This is a genomic window from Sporosarcina sp. P32b (assembly GCF_002743335.1).
GTDB lineage: Bacteria > Bacillota > Bacilli > Bacillales_A > Planococcaceae > Sporosarcina.
The window spans coordinates 148,551-169,495 of sequence record NZ_PDZB01000003.1 but is presented as its reverse complement, the minus strand read 5'-3'; the positions used below and the strand labels follow the sequence as shown (position 1 = coordinate 169,495).

The window sequence follows — 20,945 nt, the reverse complement described above, 5'->3', positions numbered from 1 at the left end:
TTCATTGCCGGTATTCAACTCCTTGAACGCAATGATAATAAAATAAAAAGCATAAACAAAAAAAGCATTCCGAAAGTAAATATACCTAGCTCTTTGGCTCGATACCCTTTCAGTCTGCTTTTCTTTTCAAGTTGCCGTATATTTTCACTTTTAGACGTTTTTTGAATATATCCATCGACTGTTATTTACCAGTTCATACTTTTTTCATTAACGAAGGCATAACCCGATTGCAAGGGAACCCCAACATTTTGCACACATTGTAAAGGAGTTAAGAACCGAAGATGCAATTAGCACAGTAAAGATGTTTGAGGACATTTGAATGCAAATATGCGTGAAATTTGAGTATAGAGTGTAATATATTTGAAAAAATTTCACGATTAAGTGTTGCTAATTTAATTCCAACCAAAAAAACACCGTAAACATTGATTTTAACAATGTTTACGGTGTTTTTTATTCTTATCTAGATTTCACTTCATTACGTCCCAGGAGGGATTCGAACCCCCGACCGATGCCTTAGAAGGGCATTGCTCTATCCAGCTGAGCTACTGAGACAAACACCTGCAACCACAGGCACAAGAACTATTATATGCATAATCCAAAGATAAGTCAACACTATTTCATAAAACTATTTATTTAATATAATTTGGTCTATTAATTCGTGGTTCATGCTATAAAAACTCACAGTATAAGCATCGTCGATTTCGATGACTGCGTATGTCGCTACCCTACCGCCACGTGGTTGAGTCGTGCTTCCCGGATTAATGAATAATACACCGTTGATCATCTCAGCCCCATATAAATGAGAATGTCCGAATAAAGCAATGGTTGCTTGTTGCTCAGCTGCTGCGTAAGAAAGGGTGAGCATAGAGCGCTTAACGTCGTGTTCATGGCCATGGACGATGAATATAGTCTCATCGCCCACTTTCTGTACAATGGTTGCTGGAAATTGATCATCGCCGTCACAGTTACCACGAACAATATGAATTCCATTAAGCAATGGATCTTCTGCCGATAATTCGCTGTCGCCACAATGGAATATTGCGTCTGCTTGCAGCGATTTAATCTTCTCCACTGTATTCAAGTCGCCATGTGAATCACTTAAAACAATCAGCTTCATTTTATTTCACCTAACCTCGTGATAAATTCTGGTAGCTGTTCTTTTAGCTGAGCTAGTGCCGCACCGCGATGAGAGATGGCACTTTTCTCTTCTGCGGATAATTCGGCCATCGTCTTTTCTTTATTAGGTACATAAAATATTGGATCATAGCCGAATCCATTCGTTCCTTGACGTTCATCCGTAATGATACCTTCACAGCTGCCGGAATAAGTAGTTGTCTTGATACCAGGACCGGCAATCGCCAGAACACATCGGAAACGTGCCTGACGCGCCGTTTCAGGCACTTCAACAAGTTTAGCTAGCAACTTATCGATATTCGCTTCATCGTCCGATGGCTCGCCCGCATAGCGTGCAGAGTAGACACCTGGCTCGCCATTTAGTACATCGACTTCTAGGCCACTATCATCGGCAATTACTACTTTTCCTAGTAAATTTGCAACAGTTTCTGCTTTTAGTATGGCATTTTCAACGAAAGTGGTCCCCGTTTCTTCTACATCAATCGATTCTTCGTTATCTTGCAATGTCAGTACGGTGATACCTAAAGGGCGAAAGAGAACTTCAAAATCTTTCGCCTTGCCTTTATTATTCGTTGCGATTAATACTTCATTCATTGTGCTTCGCCTACCTGTTGTCCGATCTTATCCGCCAATTCACCTAACACTTCTTTTTGAATTGCAATCAATTGCTCAATTCCCGATTCAGCCAGCGTCAATAAATCATTCATTTCCGCGCGGGAAAAAGTAGCTTCTTCGCCTGTCCCTTGCAGTTCCACAAATTGGCCTTGTCCTGTCATCACGACATTCATATCGACGTCAGCTGAAGAGTCTTCTACGTAGTCAAGATCCGTGATCAATTGACCGTCAGCCAATTTCCCTACACTTGTAGCAGCAAGGAAGTCACGAACCGGGAATACGGGTAGTTTCTTATCAATTTGTAATTTATTCGCAGCGATAACCAATGCAACAAATGCACCTGTAATGGAAGACGTTCGCGTTCCACCGTCTGCTTGAATGACATCACAGTCGATCCAAATCGTACGCTCACCAATTGCATCCAAATCAACAACTGCACGCAAAGCTCGTCCGATCAAACGCTGGATTTCCATCGTACGACCGCCTACTTTACCGCGGGAAGATTCTCGGATTGTCCGTTGTCCTGTAGCGCGTGGCAGCATAGAATATTCAGCAGAGATCCAACCTTTTCCACTATTTCGCATAAAGGGTGGTACACGATCTTCAATCGTCGCTGTACAAATCACTTTCGTATTTCCAACTGAAATCAGTACGGAACCTTCTGGGTGAATCAAATAATCCTTCTCGATTGTTACTGTACGAATATCTTCTGTTGCTCTTCCATCATGTCGCATGCAATATCCTCCATTTTGATCCATTTATTTGTTGTGACCAGTTCTTCCAGTCTACGTTCAATCCATCTTACCATATTCACAGCAAAAAACCCGAAAACGACGTACTGTTTCCGGGTACTGCTATACATGTTAAAAAGTTAGCTTGCGTACGTCAGGCTGAGGAATGGCAAGCCAATCTTCAACGATGACTTGAAACTTATCCATCGATCCTGTTGTATAAAATATGGGTTCTTCTGCTGAAATCGATAGTAATTGTTTCGCCTCAAGAATCCGTTCAACATCAATCACAGTCTCCGCCGCTGAAGAAATAACATTCTTTTGATTGGAGAAATGCGCTTCAATATGTTCTTGTAATAATGGATAATGTGTACAGCCAAGAATTACAGAATCAAACGAATAGCTATGCAAGGGCAATAACGTCTTGTCGACTATATTCCTTGCTGCCTGTGTACGATATTCTCCGTTTTCAACAATTGGCACAAATTCCGAACACGCGAGTGAATGGACTTTGGCTTCGGGTTTCAGAGCTTGAATCGCTTGATCATACGCTTGACTTTTCACAGTGCCTTCTGTACCTAGCACAGCAATTTCACCTGTTTGTGACGCATTGACAGCTGCTCTAGCCCCTGGTTCAATAACACCGACAACAGGAAAATCAAAATGTTTTCGTACTTCTTCTAGTGCGATAGCAGTCGCAGTGTTACACGCAATAACGAGCATTTTTATACCCATTTGCGCCAAACTGTTTACCATGTCCATTGTAAATTGCAACACTTCTTCCGCAGGCCGTGGACCATACGGACAACGTGCATCATCGCCAATGTAAATAATAGGTTCATTCGGTAGGTAGTTGCGCAACTCTCTTACAACTGTCAGTCCGCCAACTCCCGAATCAATTACTCCAATAGGTGCGTTCAATGTAATCCCTCAATCTCTTGTCATCTGTTCATGTAGTGTAGCCAGCAATCCTGAAAACTGCTGAATTTCCTGCTCATTTGAATTCACAAGAACATCTTGCAAATACTCTTGTCTCTTCTGTATGACCTCTTCAATAATCCGTATTCCTTCAGGTAATAAATGAACACGGACAACTCGACGATCCTTTTCATCCCTCACCCGCTTCACTAGTTGACTACTTTCCATTCGGTCTACTAAATCCGTCGTGGTGCTAAATGCTAGGAACATTCTATTCGATAGATCTCCGATGGTCATATCACCATGTTCCAACAACCATTGAAGAGCGCTGAATTGAGGAGGTGTAATTGTAGATTTTTTTAATATTTTTCGACCTTGTTCCTTAATGATGGACGCAATGTATCGTAAGTCTTTTTCCATCTTTACGATATCAGTTGGTACGTTTTTCTGTTCATTCAACAAAAAATCAGCTCCCTGAAATGAGTCCTATCTTTTCATTGTACCGTTTTCGTTGATGAACGCAACATTTTTTCCCTCGATTTTATGTTAGAGAAGAAGTAATTGACACTGATTGCACAAAATTGGTCTATCATCCTAAGCAGGGCATCATTTTTAATTCAGCTGTAACTCTCCCAATCGCAATAATTCAACGATTGCCTGTGCTCTGCCTGATACACCTAGCTTTTGAATCGTATTCGAAATATGATTTCGTACGGTCTTCTCACTAATGGTCAGCTGTCCAGCAATTTCTTTTGTTGTAAAATCATCTACCAGCAAAGTGAAAATTTGTCGTTCCCGATTTGTTAATAAAGAACGGTTTTGCATTTCATCCAAGATGCGCCCCTCCTCTTTACGCTTTCCCCTTAGGATATGTAAGCGTAAGGGCGGCTGTGTAGGCTTTTACGAGTTTTCTAGAAACATGCGTTTTTCTTCTTCTGTCCATGCAACAGGTCTTCCATCAGCTTTTCCAATTTGAACGATAGCACTTCTACCTGTAAAGACTATTTCATCGCGTTCATTCCTAGCCATATAGTGCAGATCAACTGAACTCGTGCCCATAGTATTAGCTTTCACATGGATCTGTAACTTTTCGTCAAAGTACACTTGCTTCGCAAAATCGCATTGCAAATCCGCTACGATTGGAATGGTTGTGCCCTTCGGATCGATCCACTTCGCCATATGGTTTAGATGTTTCAAAAACTCAATTCTTGCATACTCAAAATAGGCAAATACTTTCGTGTTATTCAAATGTCCATACATATCCGTCTCTGAAAAACGAACTGAAACGTCGGCATGAAAATGAAATCCTTCTACCCATTCCTCTAGATCTTCAATATAACTTTCTCTCATTTACATGCACCCCTTCAAAATGAATGATTATTCATTACTTTATTATATCAAAATACAAATTAACGTCAAATCGGATTGTTTTGCTACCGGAATCACAGAGTCAGTTAGTAGCCAAGGGAAGTGTGTAATCAAATCTCACGAGGCATTCAAGTGGAGGAATCTTCCGCTTATATCGATTGCTCTCAACTCTCCCCTACGTTCTTACATTTTCTAAAAGCTGTACATATCAAAAAAGCTGTCCAAGAAAGTCATAGACTTCCCGGACAGCTTTGTGTATAGCAATTAATCTACTTGATGGTCACTTCCGAAGAAGTTCTTGAACATTTGGATTGTTGTTGCTCTACCAATTGCACCAATAGAAGTCGTCAATGGAATTCCTTTAGGACAAGCAACTACACAGTTTTGTGAGTTACCGCACTCAGTGATTCCACCGTCTCCCATAACAGTAGCTAAACGCTCATCTTTGTTCATTGCACCAGTTGGATGTGCGTTGAATAGTCGAACTTGTGACATCAATGCAGGTCCCATGAAGTTCGTCTTGTCGTTTACGTTTGGACAAGCTTCTAGACATACTCCGCAAGTCATACATTTAGACAATTCATATGCCCATTGACGTTTACGTTCAGGCATACGTGGACCTTCACCAAGATCATACGTACCATCGATCGGAACCCATGCTTTGATGCGCTTTAACGAATCGAACATGAATTCACGGTCAACAACCAAGTCACGAACGACTGGGAATGTACGCATAGGCTCAAGTTTAATAGGTTGTGTTAACTGATCAACCAGCGCAGTACATGACTGACGAGGGCGGCCGTTTATAACCATTGAACATGCACCACAAACTTCTTCCAAACAGTTCATATCCCAGTTAATAGGAGTCGTTTTTTCACCTTTGGCATTTACTGGGTTACGTCTGATTTCCATTAGAGCCGAAATTACGTTCATATTCGGGCGATAAGGAACTTCAAATCTTTCTACATAAGGGCTTGAAGTGGCAGTATCTTGACGATGAATGTCAAATACGACAGTTTTTGTAGCAGTTGCTGTTTGTTGTTCGCTCACTTTTGTCAATCTCCTTTCTTCGCTGAGTAATCGCGTATACGTGGAGGAATGATCGATGTATCTACATCTTCATACGTAATAATTGGTGCAGATACTCCGTCAAATTCCGCAATTGTTGTTTTCAAGAAGTTCTTATCGTCACGATTAGGGAAGTCTGGCTTGTAGTGCGCGCCACGGCTCTCATCACGATTCAATGCACCTAAAGTGATAACACGTGCTAGATATAGCATGTTTTTCAATTGACGTGTAAACATAGCTCCTTGGTTAGACCATAGCTGTGTATCCGTAATGTTAATATTTTCATAGCGCTCAAGTAACTCGACAATTTTGTCGTCTGTCTGCTTCAACTTATCATTGAAACGAACAACCGTTACGTTGTCAGTCATCCACTCGCCAAGCTCTCTATGAAGAACGTACGCATTCTCTGTACCGTCCATCTTAAGAGTGTCTTCCCATTTCTGTTGCTCTTCTTTCACTGCATCTTCGAAAATCGTTTCTGGAAGTTCATCAGCAGTACGCTTCAGATGCTTCATGTAATCGATTGCGTACGGTCCAGCGACCATACCACCGTAAATTGCAGAAAGTAATGAGTTAGCACCTAAACGGTTTGCACCGTGTTGTGAGAAGTCACATTCGCCTGCTGCGAAAAGACCTGGGATACTTGTTTGCTGATGATCGTCAACCCAGAGTCCGCCCATTGAATAGTGAACAGCCGGGAAGATTTTCATTGGCAATTTACGCGGATCATCACCTGTGAACTTTTCATAAATCTCGATGATTCCACCAAGTTTGATATCAAGTTCTTTAGGGTCCTTGTGAGATAGATCCAAGTACACCATGTTTTCTCCATTAATACCCAGTTTTTGGTTTACACACACGTCAAAAATTTCACGTGTTGCGATATCCCGTGGAACTAAGTTACCATAGTCCGGATATTTCTCTTCCAAGAAGTACCAAGGTTTACCATCTTTATATGTCCAAATACGTCCACCTTCACCACGTGCAGATTCACTCATTAGACGAAGCTTGTCGTCTCCAGGAATCGCTGTTGGGTGAATTTGAATGAATTCGCCGTTTGCATATTTTGCACCTTGCTGATAAACGATGGAAGCTGCAGAACCTGTATTGATCACAGAGTTAGTAGACTTACCAAAGATAATACCAGGGCCGCCTGTAGCCATGATGACAGCATCTGCTTTAAATGCTTGGATTTCCATTGTCTTCATGTTTTGAGCTTTGATTCCACGGCATGTACCCTCTTCATCTTTAATGATTCCGAGGAATTCCCAGTGCTCATATTTTTGTACTAGTCCTGCTACCTCGTGAGAACGCACTTGTTCATCAAGAGCATACAGTAATTGTTGTCCAGTTGTCGCACCTGCATATGCTGTACGGTGGTGAAGTGTACCACCGAAACGACGGAAATCCAAAAGACCTTCTGGTGTACGGTTAAACATAACACCCATACGGTCCAATAAGTGGATAATTCCAGGAGCTGCTGCCGTCATTGCTTGTACTGGTTTTTGATTCGCTAGGAAGTCTCCACCGTAAACTGTATCATCAAAGTGAATGTCGACAGAGTCGCCTTCACCTTTCGTATTTACAGCACCGTTAATGCCGCCTTGGGCACATACGGAGTGGGAACGTTTTACTGGTACTAGCGAGAACAAGTCAACCGGTACACCAGCTTCTGCTGATTTGATGGTAGCCATTAGTCCAGCTAGTCCTCCACCGACGACAATCAATCTGCCTTTTGCCATTATTGTGTCACTCCTCAATTATACGTAATTTCATTAGTTAGTTAGTTTTTTACACAAAAGCTAGAAGTGCTTGAATTCCAATTACAGAAAGTATTAAGAATATAACTATTGTGATGTACGATACGATTTTTTGTGATCTTGGTGATTGTGCAATTCCCCAAGTAACACAGAAAGACCATAGTCCATTTGCTAAGTGGAAAGTAGCAGAAACAACACCTAGGATATAGAATACAAGCATAAATGGATTCGACAAGATATCGACCATCATGTTGAAGTCTACTTCAGTTCCAAGCGCTTTTTGAATACGAGTTTCGTATACATGCCATGCAATGAAGATGACTAGGAATACGCCTGTGAACCGTTGGAGCGTGAACATCCAGTTACGGAAAGTACTGTAATGGCCCACGTTGTATTTCGCTGAGAAAGCTATGTACACTCCGTAAAACGCGTGGAACATGAGTGGAATGTAGATAATAAACCATTCCAAGAAAAATACAAACGGCAAGTTCCCCATAAAATTAGATGCTGTGTTGAATGCTTCCTCACCGCGTGTTGCAAAATGGTTAATTACTAAGTGTTGGGCAACAAAAAGTCCAACTGGAATTACACCAAGCAACGAATGTAGACGGCGTAAGAAAAAATCTGTTTCTTTCGACAAGTCTTTTACCCTCCCTTATTTCTGAGATTATACTGTAGTGATGCGGTTCTCTATTTGGTTCGCATTCACCAGTATCTCTCTTCATGGTACAATATGATAACATGTATATTGTACTCCTCTGTATAGGACAGGTCAAGACGCTGTGTGCTTTTCATAGTAGATTATGATTTTTCTAAAAACGTCGAATCACACAATGCTTTTTCCTATGATCCGACAACGCTTGACATAGTTCGAAGCCCATGAGAGTAAGGGTTTGAGCATGTAGCTTTTCGCTTTATTATACTACGCAACTTATTTATTTCTGGAATTTTTATCTCTAATTCCGTTAACTGGCTAATTAAATAAAATATACTGAAAATTAAACTATATATATCAATGAAAGCCCCTTGACTTATTACTCAGTCAGGGGCTTTTCGGTTGTTTCAGGTTGCTGAAAATGAGCGAGTAACTCATCAGCTACTTTTTTTGGCATCCCTGCTTCTTTTAATTGTTCAGGTGTTGCTTCACGAATGGCTTTCACTGTTTTAAAGTGTTTTAGTAATTGCTGTTTACGTTTCGGTCCAACGCCTTCAATTCCATCAAGTGAAGAAGTTAGTGAAGATGCTCCTCTTCGCTGTCTGTGGAACGTAATAGCAAATCGATGGACTTCGTCTTGAACACGTTGTAATAAGTAAAATGCTTCACTTGTTTTCTTTAATGGAACTATCTCTGGTGGATGACCGTACAGCAATTGCGCTGTATTATGTTTATCGTCTTTTGCCAGTCCAGCTATCGGAATAGAAAGTCCGAGTTCATCTTCTAGCACTTCCCGAGCAATCTCCATCTGCCCTTTCCCACCATCAATGACAATTAAGTCCGGTAAAGGCAACTGATCTTTTAATACTCGTGTATAGCGTCGTCTAACGACTTCACGCATTGCACCATAATCATCATGGGCTGCTGCAGTTTTGGTTTTATACTTTCGATAATCTTTGCGATTTGGTCTTCCGTCTACAAAGGATATCATCGCGGATACCGGTTCCACGCCATGTGTATGGGAGTTATCAAACGCTTCAATGCGAAGAGGCGTACTGATATTCATCGCTTCACCAAGCTCTTCACACGCACCAATTGTACGTTCTTCTTGACGTTCAATTATTTGGAATTTGGCGTTTAATGCAATAGACGCATTTTTGGCAGCGAGTTTGACAAGCTCTTTTTTCTTTCCACGTTGTGGTATTAACACAGTCGTATCAAGCAATTGTTCGGCTAACGCAAAATTAACGGTTTCCGGAAGAAGTACTTCTTTCGGCAATAAATGTTGAGCTTCTCCATAGAAACGGCCGAGATACGTCAGTAATTCTTCTTCAGGATCTTGATAAGCTGGGAAAATGGATACATCGCGTTCTATCATTTTACCTTGTCTGACGAAGAACACCTGCACACACATCCAGCCTTTATCAACTGCATAGCCAAAAATATCACGATCTGTAAAATCATTTGCATTCATATTCTGCTTTTCCATTACGGTTTCGATATTAGTTATTTGATCGCGATATTCTTTCGCTCGTTCAAATTCTAATTCTTCCGCTGCTTCATTCATTTTTTGTTGTAGTTCTTTTTTTACTTCCTTATAACCACCATTGAGGAATCTTGTAATGTCTGCGATCATTTCAGTATATGCATCCGCAGGCACTTCTTTAATACAAGGCGCAAGACATTGACCGATATGATAGTACAGACATGCTCGAGTAGGTATAGTCTGACATTTGCGGTATGGATATAAGCGATCCAGTAATCTTTTCGTTTCATGAGCGGCCGTTGCATTTGGATACGGCCCAAAATACTTGCCTGATTTTTTATTAACTTTACGTGTAATGATTAACTTCGGATGACGTTCGTTAGTAATTTTCAAGTAAGGATATGTTTTGTCATCTTTAAGCATAATATTGTATTTTGGATCGTATTTCTTAATCATGTTTAATTCTAAAATTAAAGCTTCGATTTCAGAATTGGTTACTATATATTCAAAATCCTCTATTTCTCCTACCAACCGCTGTGTCTTGCCATCATGGGAACCCGTAAAATAGCTGCGTACACGGTTTTTTAACACTTTTGCTTTCCCAACATAGATGACAGTACCTTGACGATCTTTCATTAAATAGCAACCCGGCAATTCAGGGAGGATCGAAAGTTTATGTTCAATAATTTCATTCATTATTTTCACCTACTAAAAGACCGGGCTGCTCTTGCGGCCCGGTCTCTTGTATTTATGCGTGTTTTTCAACTAGTTGTGCAAGTGCTTCTTTAGGTTGGAAGCCTACTACCTTCTCAGCTACTTCTCCATCTTTAAAGAGAAGAAGTGTTGGAATCGACATGATACCGAACTGGCTAGCAGTTGCTTGGTTATCATCTACGTTTACTTTTACAATGTTCGCTTTCCCTTCAAGTTCTCCTGAAAGTTCTTCAAGTACAGGAGCGATCATTTTACATGGACCACACCAAGGTGCCCAAAAGTCTACTAGTACTACGCCTTCTTTTACGTTTTCTGCAAAGTTCGAATCAGTTGCATTGATAATCGCCATTCTAATTTCCTCCTTAGTCTTTAACTATATCCGTATTATATCATGGAGGTATAGAAGGAGCTAAAAAAATGCCTATCTCAATTCATTAGCTGACTTTGATCTTTTTAATTTCTTCAATCATGATGGGAATAATCTCGAAAATGTCCCCTACGATACCGTAGTCTGCAATTTTAAAGATGTTCGCTTCAGGATCCTTATTGATTGCCACAATGACTTTCGAGTTGGACATACCTGCTACGTGCTGGATCGCTCCAGAAATTCCTGCTGCAATATACAAGTCTGGAGTAACTACTTTACCCGTTTGTCCAATCTGTAGTGAATAGTCACAGTAGTCTGCGTCACATGCTCCACGTGAAGCACCGACTGCGCCGCCTAGAAGGTTTGCCAATTCTTTTAATGGTTCAAATCCTTCAGGTCCTTTGACCCCACGGCCGCCAGCTACAATAACTTTAGCTTCAGATAAATCTACACCTTCTGTAGATTTACGTACTACATCTTTAATAATAGAACGTAGGTTTGTAATGTCTACAGTTTTCGCTGTTACGTCACCTGAGCGGCTTGCATCATGTGCTAACGGCTCAATGTTGTTCGGACGGATTGTGATAAATTGCAAACCTTCTTTAATTTCTACTTTTTCAAATGCTTTACCAGAATAAATTGGGCGGATGAATTCTGCATCGTCGCCTTCTCCTTCAATCTTAGTCACATCTGAAATTAATCCAGTTCCAAGCTTACTTGCAATTTTCGGTGATAAGTCTTTACCCATAGCTGTGTGTCCAAATACGACACCGTCGGGAGATTCGTCTTCGTAGACTGCTAGGAACGCTTGGCCAAAGCCGTCTGGCGTGTAATGCTTCAAATGTGGGTGCTCAACCGTTACTACACGATCCGCCCCATAATGAATCATTTCTTCGCCAAGTGACTGAACTTGGTCCCCTATAAGAACAGCGACAACTTCTCCGCCGCCTGAAATATTCTTTGCCGCTGCAATTGTTTCAAATGATACGTTACGTAGTTCTCCATCACGTGCTTCACCTAAAACCAACATTTTCTTTGACATAATGTAGTCCCTCCTAATTACGGTTCTCTATATGAATTAAATTACTTTCGCTTCGTTACGCAATAATTTTATAAGTTCAGCCGCTTGATCTGCTGGCTCTCCTTCAAGTACACGCCCCGCTGCTTTTGCAGGTGGTAGGAAGACTTCTTTTGTTTCAGTCTTCGCTTCTACGTCATCTTCCTCTAAATCTAGATCATCGAACTCTAGGTCTTCAAGAGGTTTCTTCTTTGCTTTCATAATACCAGGCAAAGAAGGGTAACGTGGTTCGTTCAGACCTTGTTGTGCTGTGACAAGAAGTGGCAGGGATGTTTCAATGGTTTCTGAATCCCCTTCTACGTCTCGTACAACGGTTGCGTTCGTTCCGTCTATCGTTAATTCAGTAATTGTCGTGACATAGTTAATGCCAAGCAATTCTGCTACACGTGGTCCTACTTGTCCTGAACCGCCATCGATTGCTACGTTACCTGCAAGAATTAGATCAGCATCTTTGTCTTTTAGGTAATCTGCAATGACTTTCGCTGATGTGTATTCGTCAATATCATCAATGTCGTCTTCAATATTGATGAGTACTGCTTTATCTGCACCCATCGCCAATGCTGTACGTAGTTGTTTCTCGGAATCTTCGTCTCCGATTGATAGTACAGTTACTTCCCCACCGTGTTCGTCACGTAGTTTAATAGCTTCTTCTACTGCGTACTCATCGTATGGGTTGATAATGAATTCTGCACCATCTTCAGCAATGGCACCGTTTGAAATTGAAATTTTTTCTTCCGTATCAAATGTTCTTTTTACTAATGCATAAATGTTCATTAATAGAACCTCCTATTCGATAATTACTTCCCGTTAAATGTAGGTTGACGTTTTTCAATAAATGCTTGAATACCTTCTTTGGCATCTTCAGAGACGAAAACTTCTCCAAATGATTTCGCTTCTTCTTCCACACCCTCATAAAATGACTGATCTTTTGAGTAGGAAAGCATACGTAATGCATGTTTCACTGCGATCGGGCTTTTCTGAGAAATCTTCTTTGCCATCTTCAAAGTTTCAGCTGAAAGTTCTTCATCTGAATATGCATGATTTGCAAGTCCCCACTGTACTGCATCTTCACCTGAGATTGGATCACTCGTCAACATAATTTCTGCTGCCTTCGCTACACCAACCAAACGTGGCAAACGTTGCGTACCAGCAAATCCAGGAATAAGGCCTAATTGCAATTCCGGTAAGCCTAGCTTTGCACTCTTCGTAACTAAGCGGATATGGCAAGCCATCGCAAGCTCTAAACCACCACCAAGTGCTGCTCCATGAATGGAAGCGATTACAGGTTTAGGGAAGTTTTCTAATCGCTCGAAAACTTCTTGTCCTTTACTAGAAAGGTTCGAGAATGCTGCGCCTGTGTCGACCGTTGTGAATTCTTTAATGTCTGCACCCGCTGAGAAAAATCGACCTTCACCATATAGAACAACAACGCGAACATCGTCGTCGTGCTCTACGCTGGTTAACAGCTGATCCACTTCTTCAATCAATTTCGAAGACAGTGCGTTCGCCGGTGGATGGTCAATTTTCGCTAATGCGACATGTCCGTCTTTCTCCAAGTTAATCAATGTCATCTACTATCTCTCCTTTAATGCAATGCTTACTGTTGTTTATAGCCATGCAATAGCATGTAGCTAACTTTTGGTGCTAAGCTAATTAAATTAAATTTCTGTTCGTTCATCACCCAAGAGGTAATTGTCTCGTCCATTGTGCCAAATAGCATCTGCCTTGCTAGCCTAAGGTCAAGTTTAGGAGATAACTCTCCTTTCTCTACCCCTTCTTCAAGCAAAGTATCCAACAAAACCATATATTCTTTCAACACGTTATTGATTTGGAATCGCAGATCTTTATTTGACTGTCTGAGTTCCAATTGTGTGACGATCGCTAAATGAGGATCTTCTTGCAGTACTGTAAAATGATTTTCTACAACTAATTGCAGTTTTTCTGCGATTGGAAGATCTTTCTTTAAAATTTCTTCAATGTTTTCTACAAAAATCGCCATTTTTTCTCTGAATACGGATATGAGAATGTCTTCTTTATTTTTAAAGTACAAATAAATGGTTCCATCCGCAACTCCAGCTTCTTTAGCTATTTTTGAGACTTGTGCTTGGTGGTATCCATTCTCTGCAATAACAATTACTGCAGCATCTACAATTTGTTTATATTTAGGTTTTGTTCGCTTCATTAATGATTCACCACCAAAAAGAAAATATGAATGATGATTCATTCATATTTTCATATTAATATTCTTTTGGGTTATAGTCAAGCATTTTGTTATGAACTTTTTAATGAATCTTGAACTTCCGTTAATTTTCTTCGTTCTTCCTCTACTAATGTTCTACGCAAGATTTTACCTACTGCTGTTTTAGGAAGATCTTCGCGGAAATCATAATGCTTTGGAACTTTAAATGCAGCAAGCTGCTTTCTGCAATACGTATCTAATTCTTTTTCCGTTATGGAATATCCTTCTTTTAAAACAATATAAGCTTTAACTGTTTCACCACGGTAAGGATCTGGTACACCTGCTACGATACACTCTTGAATTGCGGGATGTTCATATAGGACTTCTTCAATCTCACGTGGATAGACATTGAATCCACTTGCGATAATCATATCTCTTTTACGGTCAACAACATAGAAATAACCGTCTTCATCCATATACCCTAGATCCCCTGTCAAAAACCATCCATCACGGAATGATTCCTGTGTGTCGTCCGGCCGATTCCAATAACCTGTCATTACTTGAGGTCCTTTTATCGCAATTTCTCCAATTTCTCCTATTGGTAACGATTCTGATGAGCCTGGTCCAAGAATACACGCATCTGTATCTGGCCACGGAACACCGATAGAGCCTCGCTTTTCTAGTCCATCCCACACAAAGTTCGCCATTGCTACTGGAGAGGTCTCTGTTAAGCCATAACCTTCTACAAGCTTTCCACCGGTAACCGCTTCAAACTTTTCTTTCACCTCAATGGGTAATGCAGCAGATCCACTGATACAAGCTTTAATAGAAGAAAGATCGTACTTTTCCAAATCAGGATGATTCAACAGACCAATATAGATCGTCGGTGCACCTGGGAATAATGTAGGTTTTTGTTTATCAATATCTTTTAATGCAGTCTTAAAATCAAATTTAGGAATCAAGACCATTTTATGACCTTTCATTACTGCGAAAATCAAAACCGTCGTCATACCATATACGTGGAAAAACGGTAGAATCCCCATAATCGTTTCTTCGCCATCTGTTGTTTTGTATAACCAGGCACTACACATCTCAGTATTGCTAATTAAATTGGTATGAGTCAGTTCCACACCTTTTGGCGGTCCTGTAGTTCCTCCGGTATACTGCAATAATGCAATATCCCCTTTCTCATACGCTATATGAATCGGATCAGGTTGTGTTGTTTTCATTATTTCGGTATATAAATGGTGAATACCACGATGCTCCACTTTAACCGTCAACTTATGCTCTTTTTTCTGAATGAATGGATACACTAGATTTTTAGGGAATGGGAGATAATCTTTAATCCCCGTAATTATTATATTTTCAAGCGCAGTTCCATTCATTGCTTTCGTGACGCGAGGGAACAAAATATCCAGTGAAATAATCACTTTTGCACCCGAATCAGAAAGTTGGTAGTGCAATTCCCGCTCTGTATACAAAGGATTTGTCTGTACTACAATAGCACCTGCGTAGAGAATTCCAAAGTATGCGATAGCACCTTGTGGACAGTTCGGAAGCATGATAGCTACGCGGTCACCCTTCTCAACCCCTAATTTTTGCAAATAGGTTGCGAATTTTAGAGCGGACTCGTGAAATTCTTTGAACGTGATATCTTTCCCCATAAAATGAATCGCTGTGTTATTTGAATACTTTTTGCTAGACCTCGTTAGATAGTCTTGCAATGGAATATTTTCATATTCTAAAGTAGTCGGAATTTCTTTCGGATATGCAGCAAGCCAAGGTTTTTTTGTCATCTATACAACTCCTTTACGTTAATGTAATTGTTCGAACATTCCTTATTCATTAGTATATCGATAAACTAATTAGTTTACAAGATAAATATGAAAGCGCTTTATTCGTTTGCATACATACCTCTTAGTCTATGTGAGAGTAATTAGCTTTATACATTTTATAAATAGTGAGGTTAATATTATTTTGCGTTGGGATTTCCGCTTCAGAAGAAATGCGGTCCCGCGCGAAGGCATCCGCCACTTGAAGCTTCGATCCCCTCGCAATACCTATGTAACTATCCGCTGTTTGCTATTGTTCTCCCATATTTCAAGTACTAAAAAACACACCAAGACCGAGGTCAAGGTGTGTTGTTGAATAGCCAGTAGACTCCGACGAGGACGAAGAGTACACAGACTACTAATAGTATTTTAATTAATCTTTCCATAATATGCGGTCTCCTATGAAATACTGGCGCCTATGACGAATGACAGACCTACCGAAATACAGAGCGAGATGAAGCCAACTGAACGATTGTCCGCCTGAATCTCCTCATCCACCTTGAACTTCGGTGTCAGGAATTCGAACAGCAAATAGGCAAAGACGAGAAGTACGAAACCGAATAGGCCCCAACCCATCATCTGCGGCAAGCTATTATGCTGCTCGATCGAATAGCGAAAAATATTGGCGACACCAAATATTTTTCCGCCTGTCGCCATCGCCACTGACAAGTTTCCTTTACGGATCTCTTCCCAGTTTTTATATTTTGTTACGATTTCAAATAGCACCATCGACACGATCAAGCACAGTGTAACGACACTGAAATACCCGGCCGTCTCAACTAATGGATGACTCCAAAATCCCGTATGATTCATAACGCTGCACCTTCTTTATATTCTCTTGCTTGTCATACGGTCCAAGCAGCTGAAAGGTTTCATTTATTTTAATTCTACTACAGTAACGCCACTTCCGCCTTCTCCTGCTTCACCAAAGCGATAGGATTTCACGCGTGAATGTTTTTTTAGATATTGTTGAACGCCTTGTCGAAGTGCACCCGTTCCTTTACCGTGAATAATGTTTACCTGATGGTAGTTGGACAATAACGCATCATCAATATACTTCTCGGTTCGCACAAGAGCATCTTCATATCGTTCACCACGTAAGTCAAGCTCCATTTTCACATGTTCGGAACGACCCCTAACTGCTGAGACTGTAACATGTTTCTTTTCTTTTTCAGGCTTCGTATACTGCAATCCAGATTCCGGTAGTTTCATCTTCAAAATACCAATTTGTACGATCCATTCTTTTTCTGATACTTTTTCGACAAGTGTTCCTTTTTGTCCGTATGCGAGTACTTTCACTTCGTCCCCTTGTTGTAACGGACGAGGTCCTGCTTGCGCTTTAATGGTTTTCTTTTTCTTCTCTTCAGGTGCAGCGCCTTCCAAACGTTTTCGCGCTTCGATTAATTCATGCTCTTTCACACTAGCTCCTGCATTCATTCGTAGAGCACGTAGATCTGAAATAACCGCTTCAGATTCTGTTTTGGCCTGATCCACGATTTTTTTCGCTTTCTCTTTGGCCACTTCTGTTAAACGGTCTTTTTGCTCTTCAAATTCTTGTAATTTATCGTGTAATTCTTTTTTCAGCTTTTCTGTTTCTAAAAGTACGTCATGTGTACGTTCAGCGTCTTTTTCAGATTGCACACGACTCGTTTCAAGTGAGGCGATCATAGAATCTACTTCTCCACGATTTTCTCCTGTAAAGCTCTTTGCACGATCGATTACATGACTTTGTAAACCTAGTCGTTTGGAAATTTCAAATGCATTACTTCGTCCCGGTACACCGATCAGTAAACGATAAGTCGGGCTCAACGTATCGATATCGAATTCAACACTTGCATTGGTTACACCTGGCCGGTTAAAGCTATACGCTTTTAGTTCCGGATAGTGTGTGGTCGCCATCACTCGTGCGCCAGTTCCATGCACTTCATCTAAAATGGAAATGGCAAGAGCAGCACCTTCTTGAGGATCTGTCCCTGAGCCTAATTCATCAAACAATAATAGAGAGCGATCATCGAACTTTTTCAATATATCTACGATGTTGACCATATGGGATGAAAATGTACTTAAGCTCTGTTCGATCGATTGCTCATCACCGATATCTGCGTATATAGAATCAAAGACTGCAATTTCAGAACCATCGAGTACTGGAATAGGCAGACCTGATTGCGCCATCAATGTACAAAGGCCAACTGTTTTCAACGTAACTGTTTTACCACCTGTATTCGGACCCGTGATCACAATCGTTGTAACATCTGTACCGAATTCAATTGTATTCGCTACTGCTTCATTAATTGGTAGAAGTGGGTGACGCGCTTTAGAGAGTCGCATATAGCCATCTGCGTTAACTGCTGGTTTTGTACATTTATTTGCAGTACCGTATTTGGCTTTTGCTAAAATGACATCTACTTCTGCTAATAGCTGCACTAATGTGAATAGCTCATGAGCGATCTCTTGAATACTGGCTGACAAGGCAAGCAAAATCTTTTCGATTTCTTCTTGCTCTTTGACTTTCAGTTCACGAATCTCATTATTCGCTTGTACAACTGCATCTGGTTCGATGAATAGTGTTTGGCCAGATGAAGACATATCGTGAATTACACCGCCATAGTGAGAACGATATTCCGCTTTAACTGGAATACAATACCGATCATTACGCATCGTGACGATTGCGTCAGATAACATTTTCGATGCGTTCTTCCCCCTCGTATAACTTTCAAGACGTTCACGCACGCGACTTTCTTGAATACGTAAGCTCTGGCGAATTGAACGTAACGCGGATGAAGCACTGTCCATCACTCGACCATTATCATCGATTGCCGCATTGACTTCATGTTCGATTGCTGTCAGGATCGGCATTGCTTCTTTACGTGCGATTAAATGGGGAATAGAAATCTCACCTTCAGCCATAACAGCCTCTAAAAACTGACGTAGAATTCTACTCGCCCGGATCGTGTCTGCAATTTCCACTAGTTCCATGGCGCTTAACATTCCGCCAATTTGTGCTCGTTTAGCGTGGGATCGAATATCGTGGATTCCACCCATCGGGACATTGCCGCGAATTCGTAAAAGTGCCAACCCTTCGTCTGTTTCTTCAAGTAACCGATTGACATCTTCAAGGTTTGTTGAAGGTACTAACTGCTCTATATGTGCACGGCCCGCAATGGACGTACATTGTGCCGCTACTTGTTGAATGATTTTATCAAATTCAAGTGTTTTTAAGACACGCTTTTCCAATGTCTTACACTTCCTTTCATCTACGAATCACTTTCTCAATAAATGTTTCAAGTGTCCATGTGTTGACTACCTGTTCAGCAGGAAGCCAAGCTTTTTGGGCGTATTCTACGCCAATCGGCATAATGTCAAGTTGTTCTATCGCATGCGCATCTGTATTGATCGCAATATTGACACCAGCTTCCATCGCTTGGATTACGTGTTCCGTGCGTAAATCCAAACGATATGGACTTGCGTTCACTTCTAGTATTTTGCCGTATTCGCTCGCCCACTTAATGAGCTGTTCGATATCCGGATTATACCCTTCACGCTGACCTATAATACGGCCTGTCGGGTGGGCAATCATGTGCACATGTGGATTTTGACAAGCAGCATGCAATCTCTCCATGATTTGCTCCTGTGGTTGATTGAAACTTGAGTGAATCGACGCAATGACAAAGTCTAGTTGCTCAAGAATTTCATCATCAAAATCTAATGTCCCATCCGGAAGAATGTCCATCTCGGTTCCGCAGAATACTTCGATGTCATCATATTTCGCGTTTACTTCGCGAATTTCCTCAATTTGCTTTACTAAACGCTCAGGTGTTAAACCATTAGCTACTTTTAAATAATGTGAATGATCGGTGATAACCATATGTGAATAGCCTTTTGCACGGCAGGCTTGCACCATTTCTTCTATGGAATGCCCGCCATCCGACCAAGTAGTGTGCATATGAAGATCGGAACGAATCAGTTCAGGTGTGACAAGTGTAGAAATCTCACTTGCCCGGTCGAGTTCCGTACCGTCTTTGCGAATACTTGGTGGAATGAATGGCAAATCAAAATGTGCAAAGAATTCTTTTTCACTAGTAAATGTCTGCACATGTCCTGTTTCATCTTCTACACCGTACTCACTAATTTTCTGTTTACGATTTTTAGCCAACTGACGCATCCGTATATTATGCGCAGCAGAGCCAGTAAAGTGATGAAGTGCTGTTGCGAATTGGTCTTCCGTGACAAAACGAAAATCTGCATCGATTGGATGTTCTGTATCAAGCGAAATCGATAGTTTAGCATCTCCCGCTGCGATCACCTTTTCGATCGGTAACGCAGCCATGATTTTTTCACGTACGATTTGTGGTTCGTCCGTTACGAGAATCCAGTCCACATCCGAACTTTCTTCTTCGCGCCTACGATAACTGCCTGCTACTTGAAACTTCTGAATTTCATCAATCAATTGTAATTCAGCCTGAACGATATCCACGATTTTTGTTACTTGCCAAATTGGTGTCTTGCCGGAACGACTTGAGAGTATTTCAATTTCACGCAATATGTTTTCTTCTGTCTTTTTACCGAATCCCGGAATTTTACTAACCTCTTGTCTTTCGCAAGCTGCTTGAAGTGATTCAATCGAATCTATATTCAACGCTTCGCGTAGTTTGGCTATTTTCTTGCCACCGAGTCCAGGAATATTCAAGAGAGGGATCAAACCTTTTGGAACCTTCTCTTCAAGTTCCGTCAAAACATCTGAAGTTCCTTTTTCCATTAAATCAGTAATGACTGCACCGGTTCCTTTACCGATTCCCTTCAACGACAAGATATCATCCATTTCAGCGAGACTTCTTGTGTCCAATTCCAGAATCGAAGCGGCTTTCCTGAACGCAGCTACTTTAAAATGGTTTTCTCCAAGTAACTCCATATACAATGCAATTTTTTCAAATGTACGAATTATAGTCTTTTTATTCAAGTCAGTATCCTCCCCACTCTGTTAAAAAAGCTTCCACGCGTTCGGGAAGCTTTTGGTTCATATGTACAGTACATTATTTACAA

At 40.9% G+C, this 20,945-nt stretch carries 20 protein-coding genes and 1 tRNA gene; all 21 read right to left on the bottom strand.

The genetic code is table 11. The features are described from left to right. Window positions 1–478: 478 nt before the first annotated feature. The 21 genes from CSV64_RS03925 to polX all read right to left on the bottom strand — a co-directional run bounded on the left by CSV64_RS03925 (window position 479) and on the right by polX (window position 20,862). Window positions 479–552: transfer RNA gene (locus CSV64_RS03925), tRNA-Arg, on the bottom strand. Window positions 553–625: 73 nt separating this feature from the next. Continuing rightward, window positions 626–1,117 (bottom strand): metallophosphoesterase, encoded by a 492-nt coding sequence (locus tag CSV64_RS03920; protein ID WP_099632886.1) that lies wholly within the window; start codon window positions 1,115–1,117, stop codon window positions 626–628. Next, the gene (locus tag CSV64_RS03915; protein ID WP_099632885.1) at window positions 1,114–1,728 is read right to left on the bottom strand and encodes an XTP/dITP diphosphatase; all 615 of its coding nucleotides are present in this window, start codon (window positions 1,726–1,728) and stop codon (window positions 1,114–1,116) included. Before CSV64_RS03915 ends, CSV64_RS03920 begins: the two co-directional genes overlap by 4 nt. Continuing rightward, window positions 1,725–2,483: a ribonuclease PH gene (gene rph, locus CSV64_RS03910; protein ID WP_099632884.1), complete on the bottom strand. Its 759-nt coding sequence runs from the start codon at window positions 2,481–2,483 to the stop codon at window positions 1,725–1,727. The genes CSV64_RS03915 and rph overlap by 4 nt, the downstream gene beginning before the upstream one ends. A gap of 129 nt (window positions 2,484–2,612) precedes the next feature. Next, a complete protein-coding gene (gene racE / locus CSV64_RS03905) occupies window positions 2,613–3,401 on the bottom strand; it encodes a glutamate racemase (protein WP_099632883.1) in 789 nt (262 codons plus the stop codon). A 9-nt stretch (window positions 3,402–3,410) separates the two neighbouring features. Continuing rightward, window positions 3,411–3,818 carry a MarR family winged helix-turn-helix transcriptional regulator gene (locus CSV64_RS03900; RefSeq protein WP_099633021.1) on the bottom strand — a complete coding sequence of 136 codons (408 nt, stop codon included), beginning with the start codon at window positions 3,816–3,818 and terminating at the stop codon, window positions 3,411–3,413. 192 nt (window positions 3,819–4,010) lie between these two features. Beyond that, on the bottom strand, window positions 4,011–4,223 hold the full coding sequence (locus CSV64_RS03895) for a helix-turn-helix domain-containing protein (protein ID WP_085428963.1): 213 nt from the start codon (window positions 4,221–4,223) through the stop codon (window positions 4,011–4,013). A gap of 75 nt (window positions 4,224–4,298) precedes the next feature. Further along, window positions 4,299–4,748: an acyl-CoA thioesterase gene (locus CSV64_RS03890; RefSeq protein WP_099632882.1), complete on the bottom strand. Its 450-nt coding sequence runs from the start codon at window positions 4,746–4,748 to the stop codon at window positions 4,299–4,301. 282 nt (window positions 4,749–5,030) lie between these two features. Continuing rightward, window positions 5,031–5,825, bottom strand: coding sequence for a succinate dehydrogenase iron-sulfur subunit (gene sdhB, locus CSV64_RS03885; RefSeq protein ID WP_198166058.1), 795 nt, complete (start codon window positions 5,823–5,825; stop codon window positions 5,031–5,033). Continuing rightward, on the bottom strand, window positions 5,822–7,576 hold the full coding sequence (gene sdhA / locus CSV64_RS03880) for a succinate dehydrogenase flavoprotein subunit (RefSeq protein ID WP_099632881.1): 1,755 nt from the start codon (window positions 7,574–7,576) through the stop codon (window positions 5,822–5,824). The genes sdhB and sdhA overlap by 4 nt, the downstream gene beginning before the upstream one ends. A gap of 49 nt (window positions 7,577–7,625) precedes the next feature. Then, a complete protein-coding gene (locus CSV64_RS03875) occupies window positions 7,626–8,234 on the bottom strand; it encodes a succinate dehydrogenase cytochrome b558 subunit (protein ID WP_099632880.1) in 609 nt (202 codons plus the stop codon). Between the two features lie 394 nt (window positions 8,235–8,628). Then, a complete protein-coding gene (gene uvrC, locus CSV64_RS03870; protein ID WP_099632879.1) occupies window positions 8,629–10,431 on the bottom strand; it encodes an excinuclease ABC subunit UvrC in 1,803 nt (600 codons plus the stop codon). A gap of 52 nt (window positions 10,432–10,483) precedes the next feature. Then, complete coding sequence (trxA, locus tag CSV64_RS03865; RefSeq protein ID WP_029052960.1) at window positions 10,484–10,798, bottom strand: thioredoxin; 315 nt, start codon at window positions 10,796–10,798, stop codon at window positions 10,484–10,486. A gap of 85 nt (window positions 10,799–10,883) precedes the next feature. Continuing rightward, window positions 10,884–11,858 carry an electron transfer flavoprotein subunit alpha/FixB family protein gene (locus CSV64_RS03860; RefSeq protein WP_099632878.1) on the bottom strand — a complete coding sequence of 325 codons (975 nt, stop codon included), beginning with the start codon at window positions 11,856–11,858 and terminating at the stop codon, window positions 10,884–10,886. A 36-nt stretch (window positions 11,859–11,894) separates the two neighbouring features. Next, window positions 11,895–12,668, bottom strand: coding sequence for an electron transfer flavoprotein subunit beta/FixA family protein (locus CSV64_RS03855; protein ID WP_099632877.1), 774 nt, complete (start codon window positions 12,666–12,668; stop codon window positions 11,895–11,897). Between the two features lie 23 nt (window positions 12,669–12,691). Next, window positions 12,692–13,465 carry an enoyl-CoA hydratase gene (locus CSV64_RS03850; RefSeq protein WP_099632876.1) on the bottom strand — a complete coding sequence of 258 codons (774 nt, stop codon included), beginning with the start codon at window positions 13,463–13,465 and terminating at the stop codon, window positions 12,692–12,694. A gap of 26 nt (window positions 13,466–13,491) precedes the next feature. Then, the gene (locus CSV64_RS03845; RefSeq protein WP_099632875.1) at window positions 13,492–14,076 is read right to left on the bottom strand and encodes a fatty acid metabolism transcriptional regulator FadR; all 585 of its coding nucleotides are present in this window, start codon (window positions 14,074–14,076) and stop codon (window positions 13,492–13,494) included. Window positions 14,077–14,165: 89 nt separating this feature from the next. Continuing rightward, the gene (locus tag CSV64_RS03840) at window positions 14,166–15,869 is read right to left on the bottom strand and encodes a long-chain-fatty-acid--CoA ligase (RefSeq protein WP_099632874.1); all 1,704 of its coding nucleotides are present in this window, start codon (window positions 15,867–15,869) and stop codon (window positions 14,166–14,168) included. 435 nt (window positions 15,870–16,304) lie between these two features. Further along, window positions 16,305–16,718, bottom strand: a complete 414-nt coding sequence (locus tag CSV64_RS03835) for a DUF350 domain-containing protein (RefSeq protein WP_029052954.1) — start codon at window positions 16,716–16,718, stop codon at window positions 16,305–16,307. 63 nt (window positions 16,719–16,781) lie between these two features. Next, window positions 16,782–19,139, bottom strand: coding sequence for an endonuclease MutS2 (locus CSV64_RS03830; RefSeq protein ID WP_099632873.1), 2,358 nt, complete (start codon window positions 19,137–19,139; stop codon window positions 16,782–16,784). A 16-nt stretch (window positions 19,140–19,155) separates the two neighbouring features. Next, window positions 19,156–20,862: a DNA polymerase/3'-5' exonuclease PolX gene (gene polX, locus CSV64_RS03825; protein ID WP_099632872.1), complete on the bottom strand. Its 1,707-nt coding sequence runs from the start codon at window positions 20,860–20,862 to the stop codon at window positions 19,156–19,158. Between the last annotated feature and the right edge of the window lie 83 nt (window positions 20,863–20,945).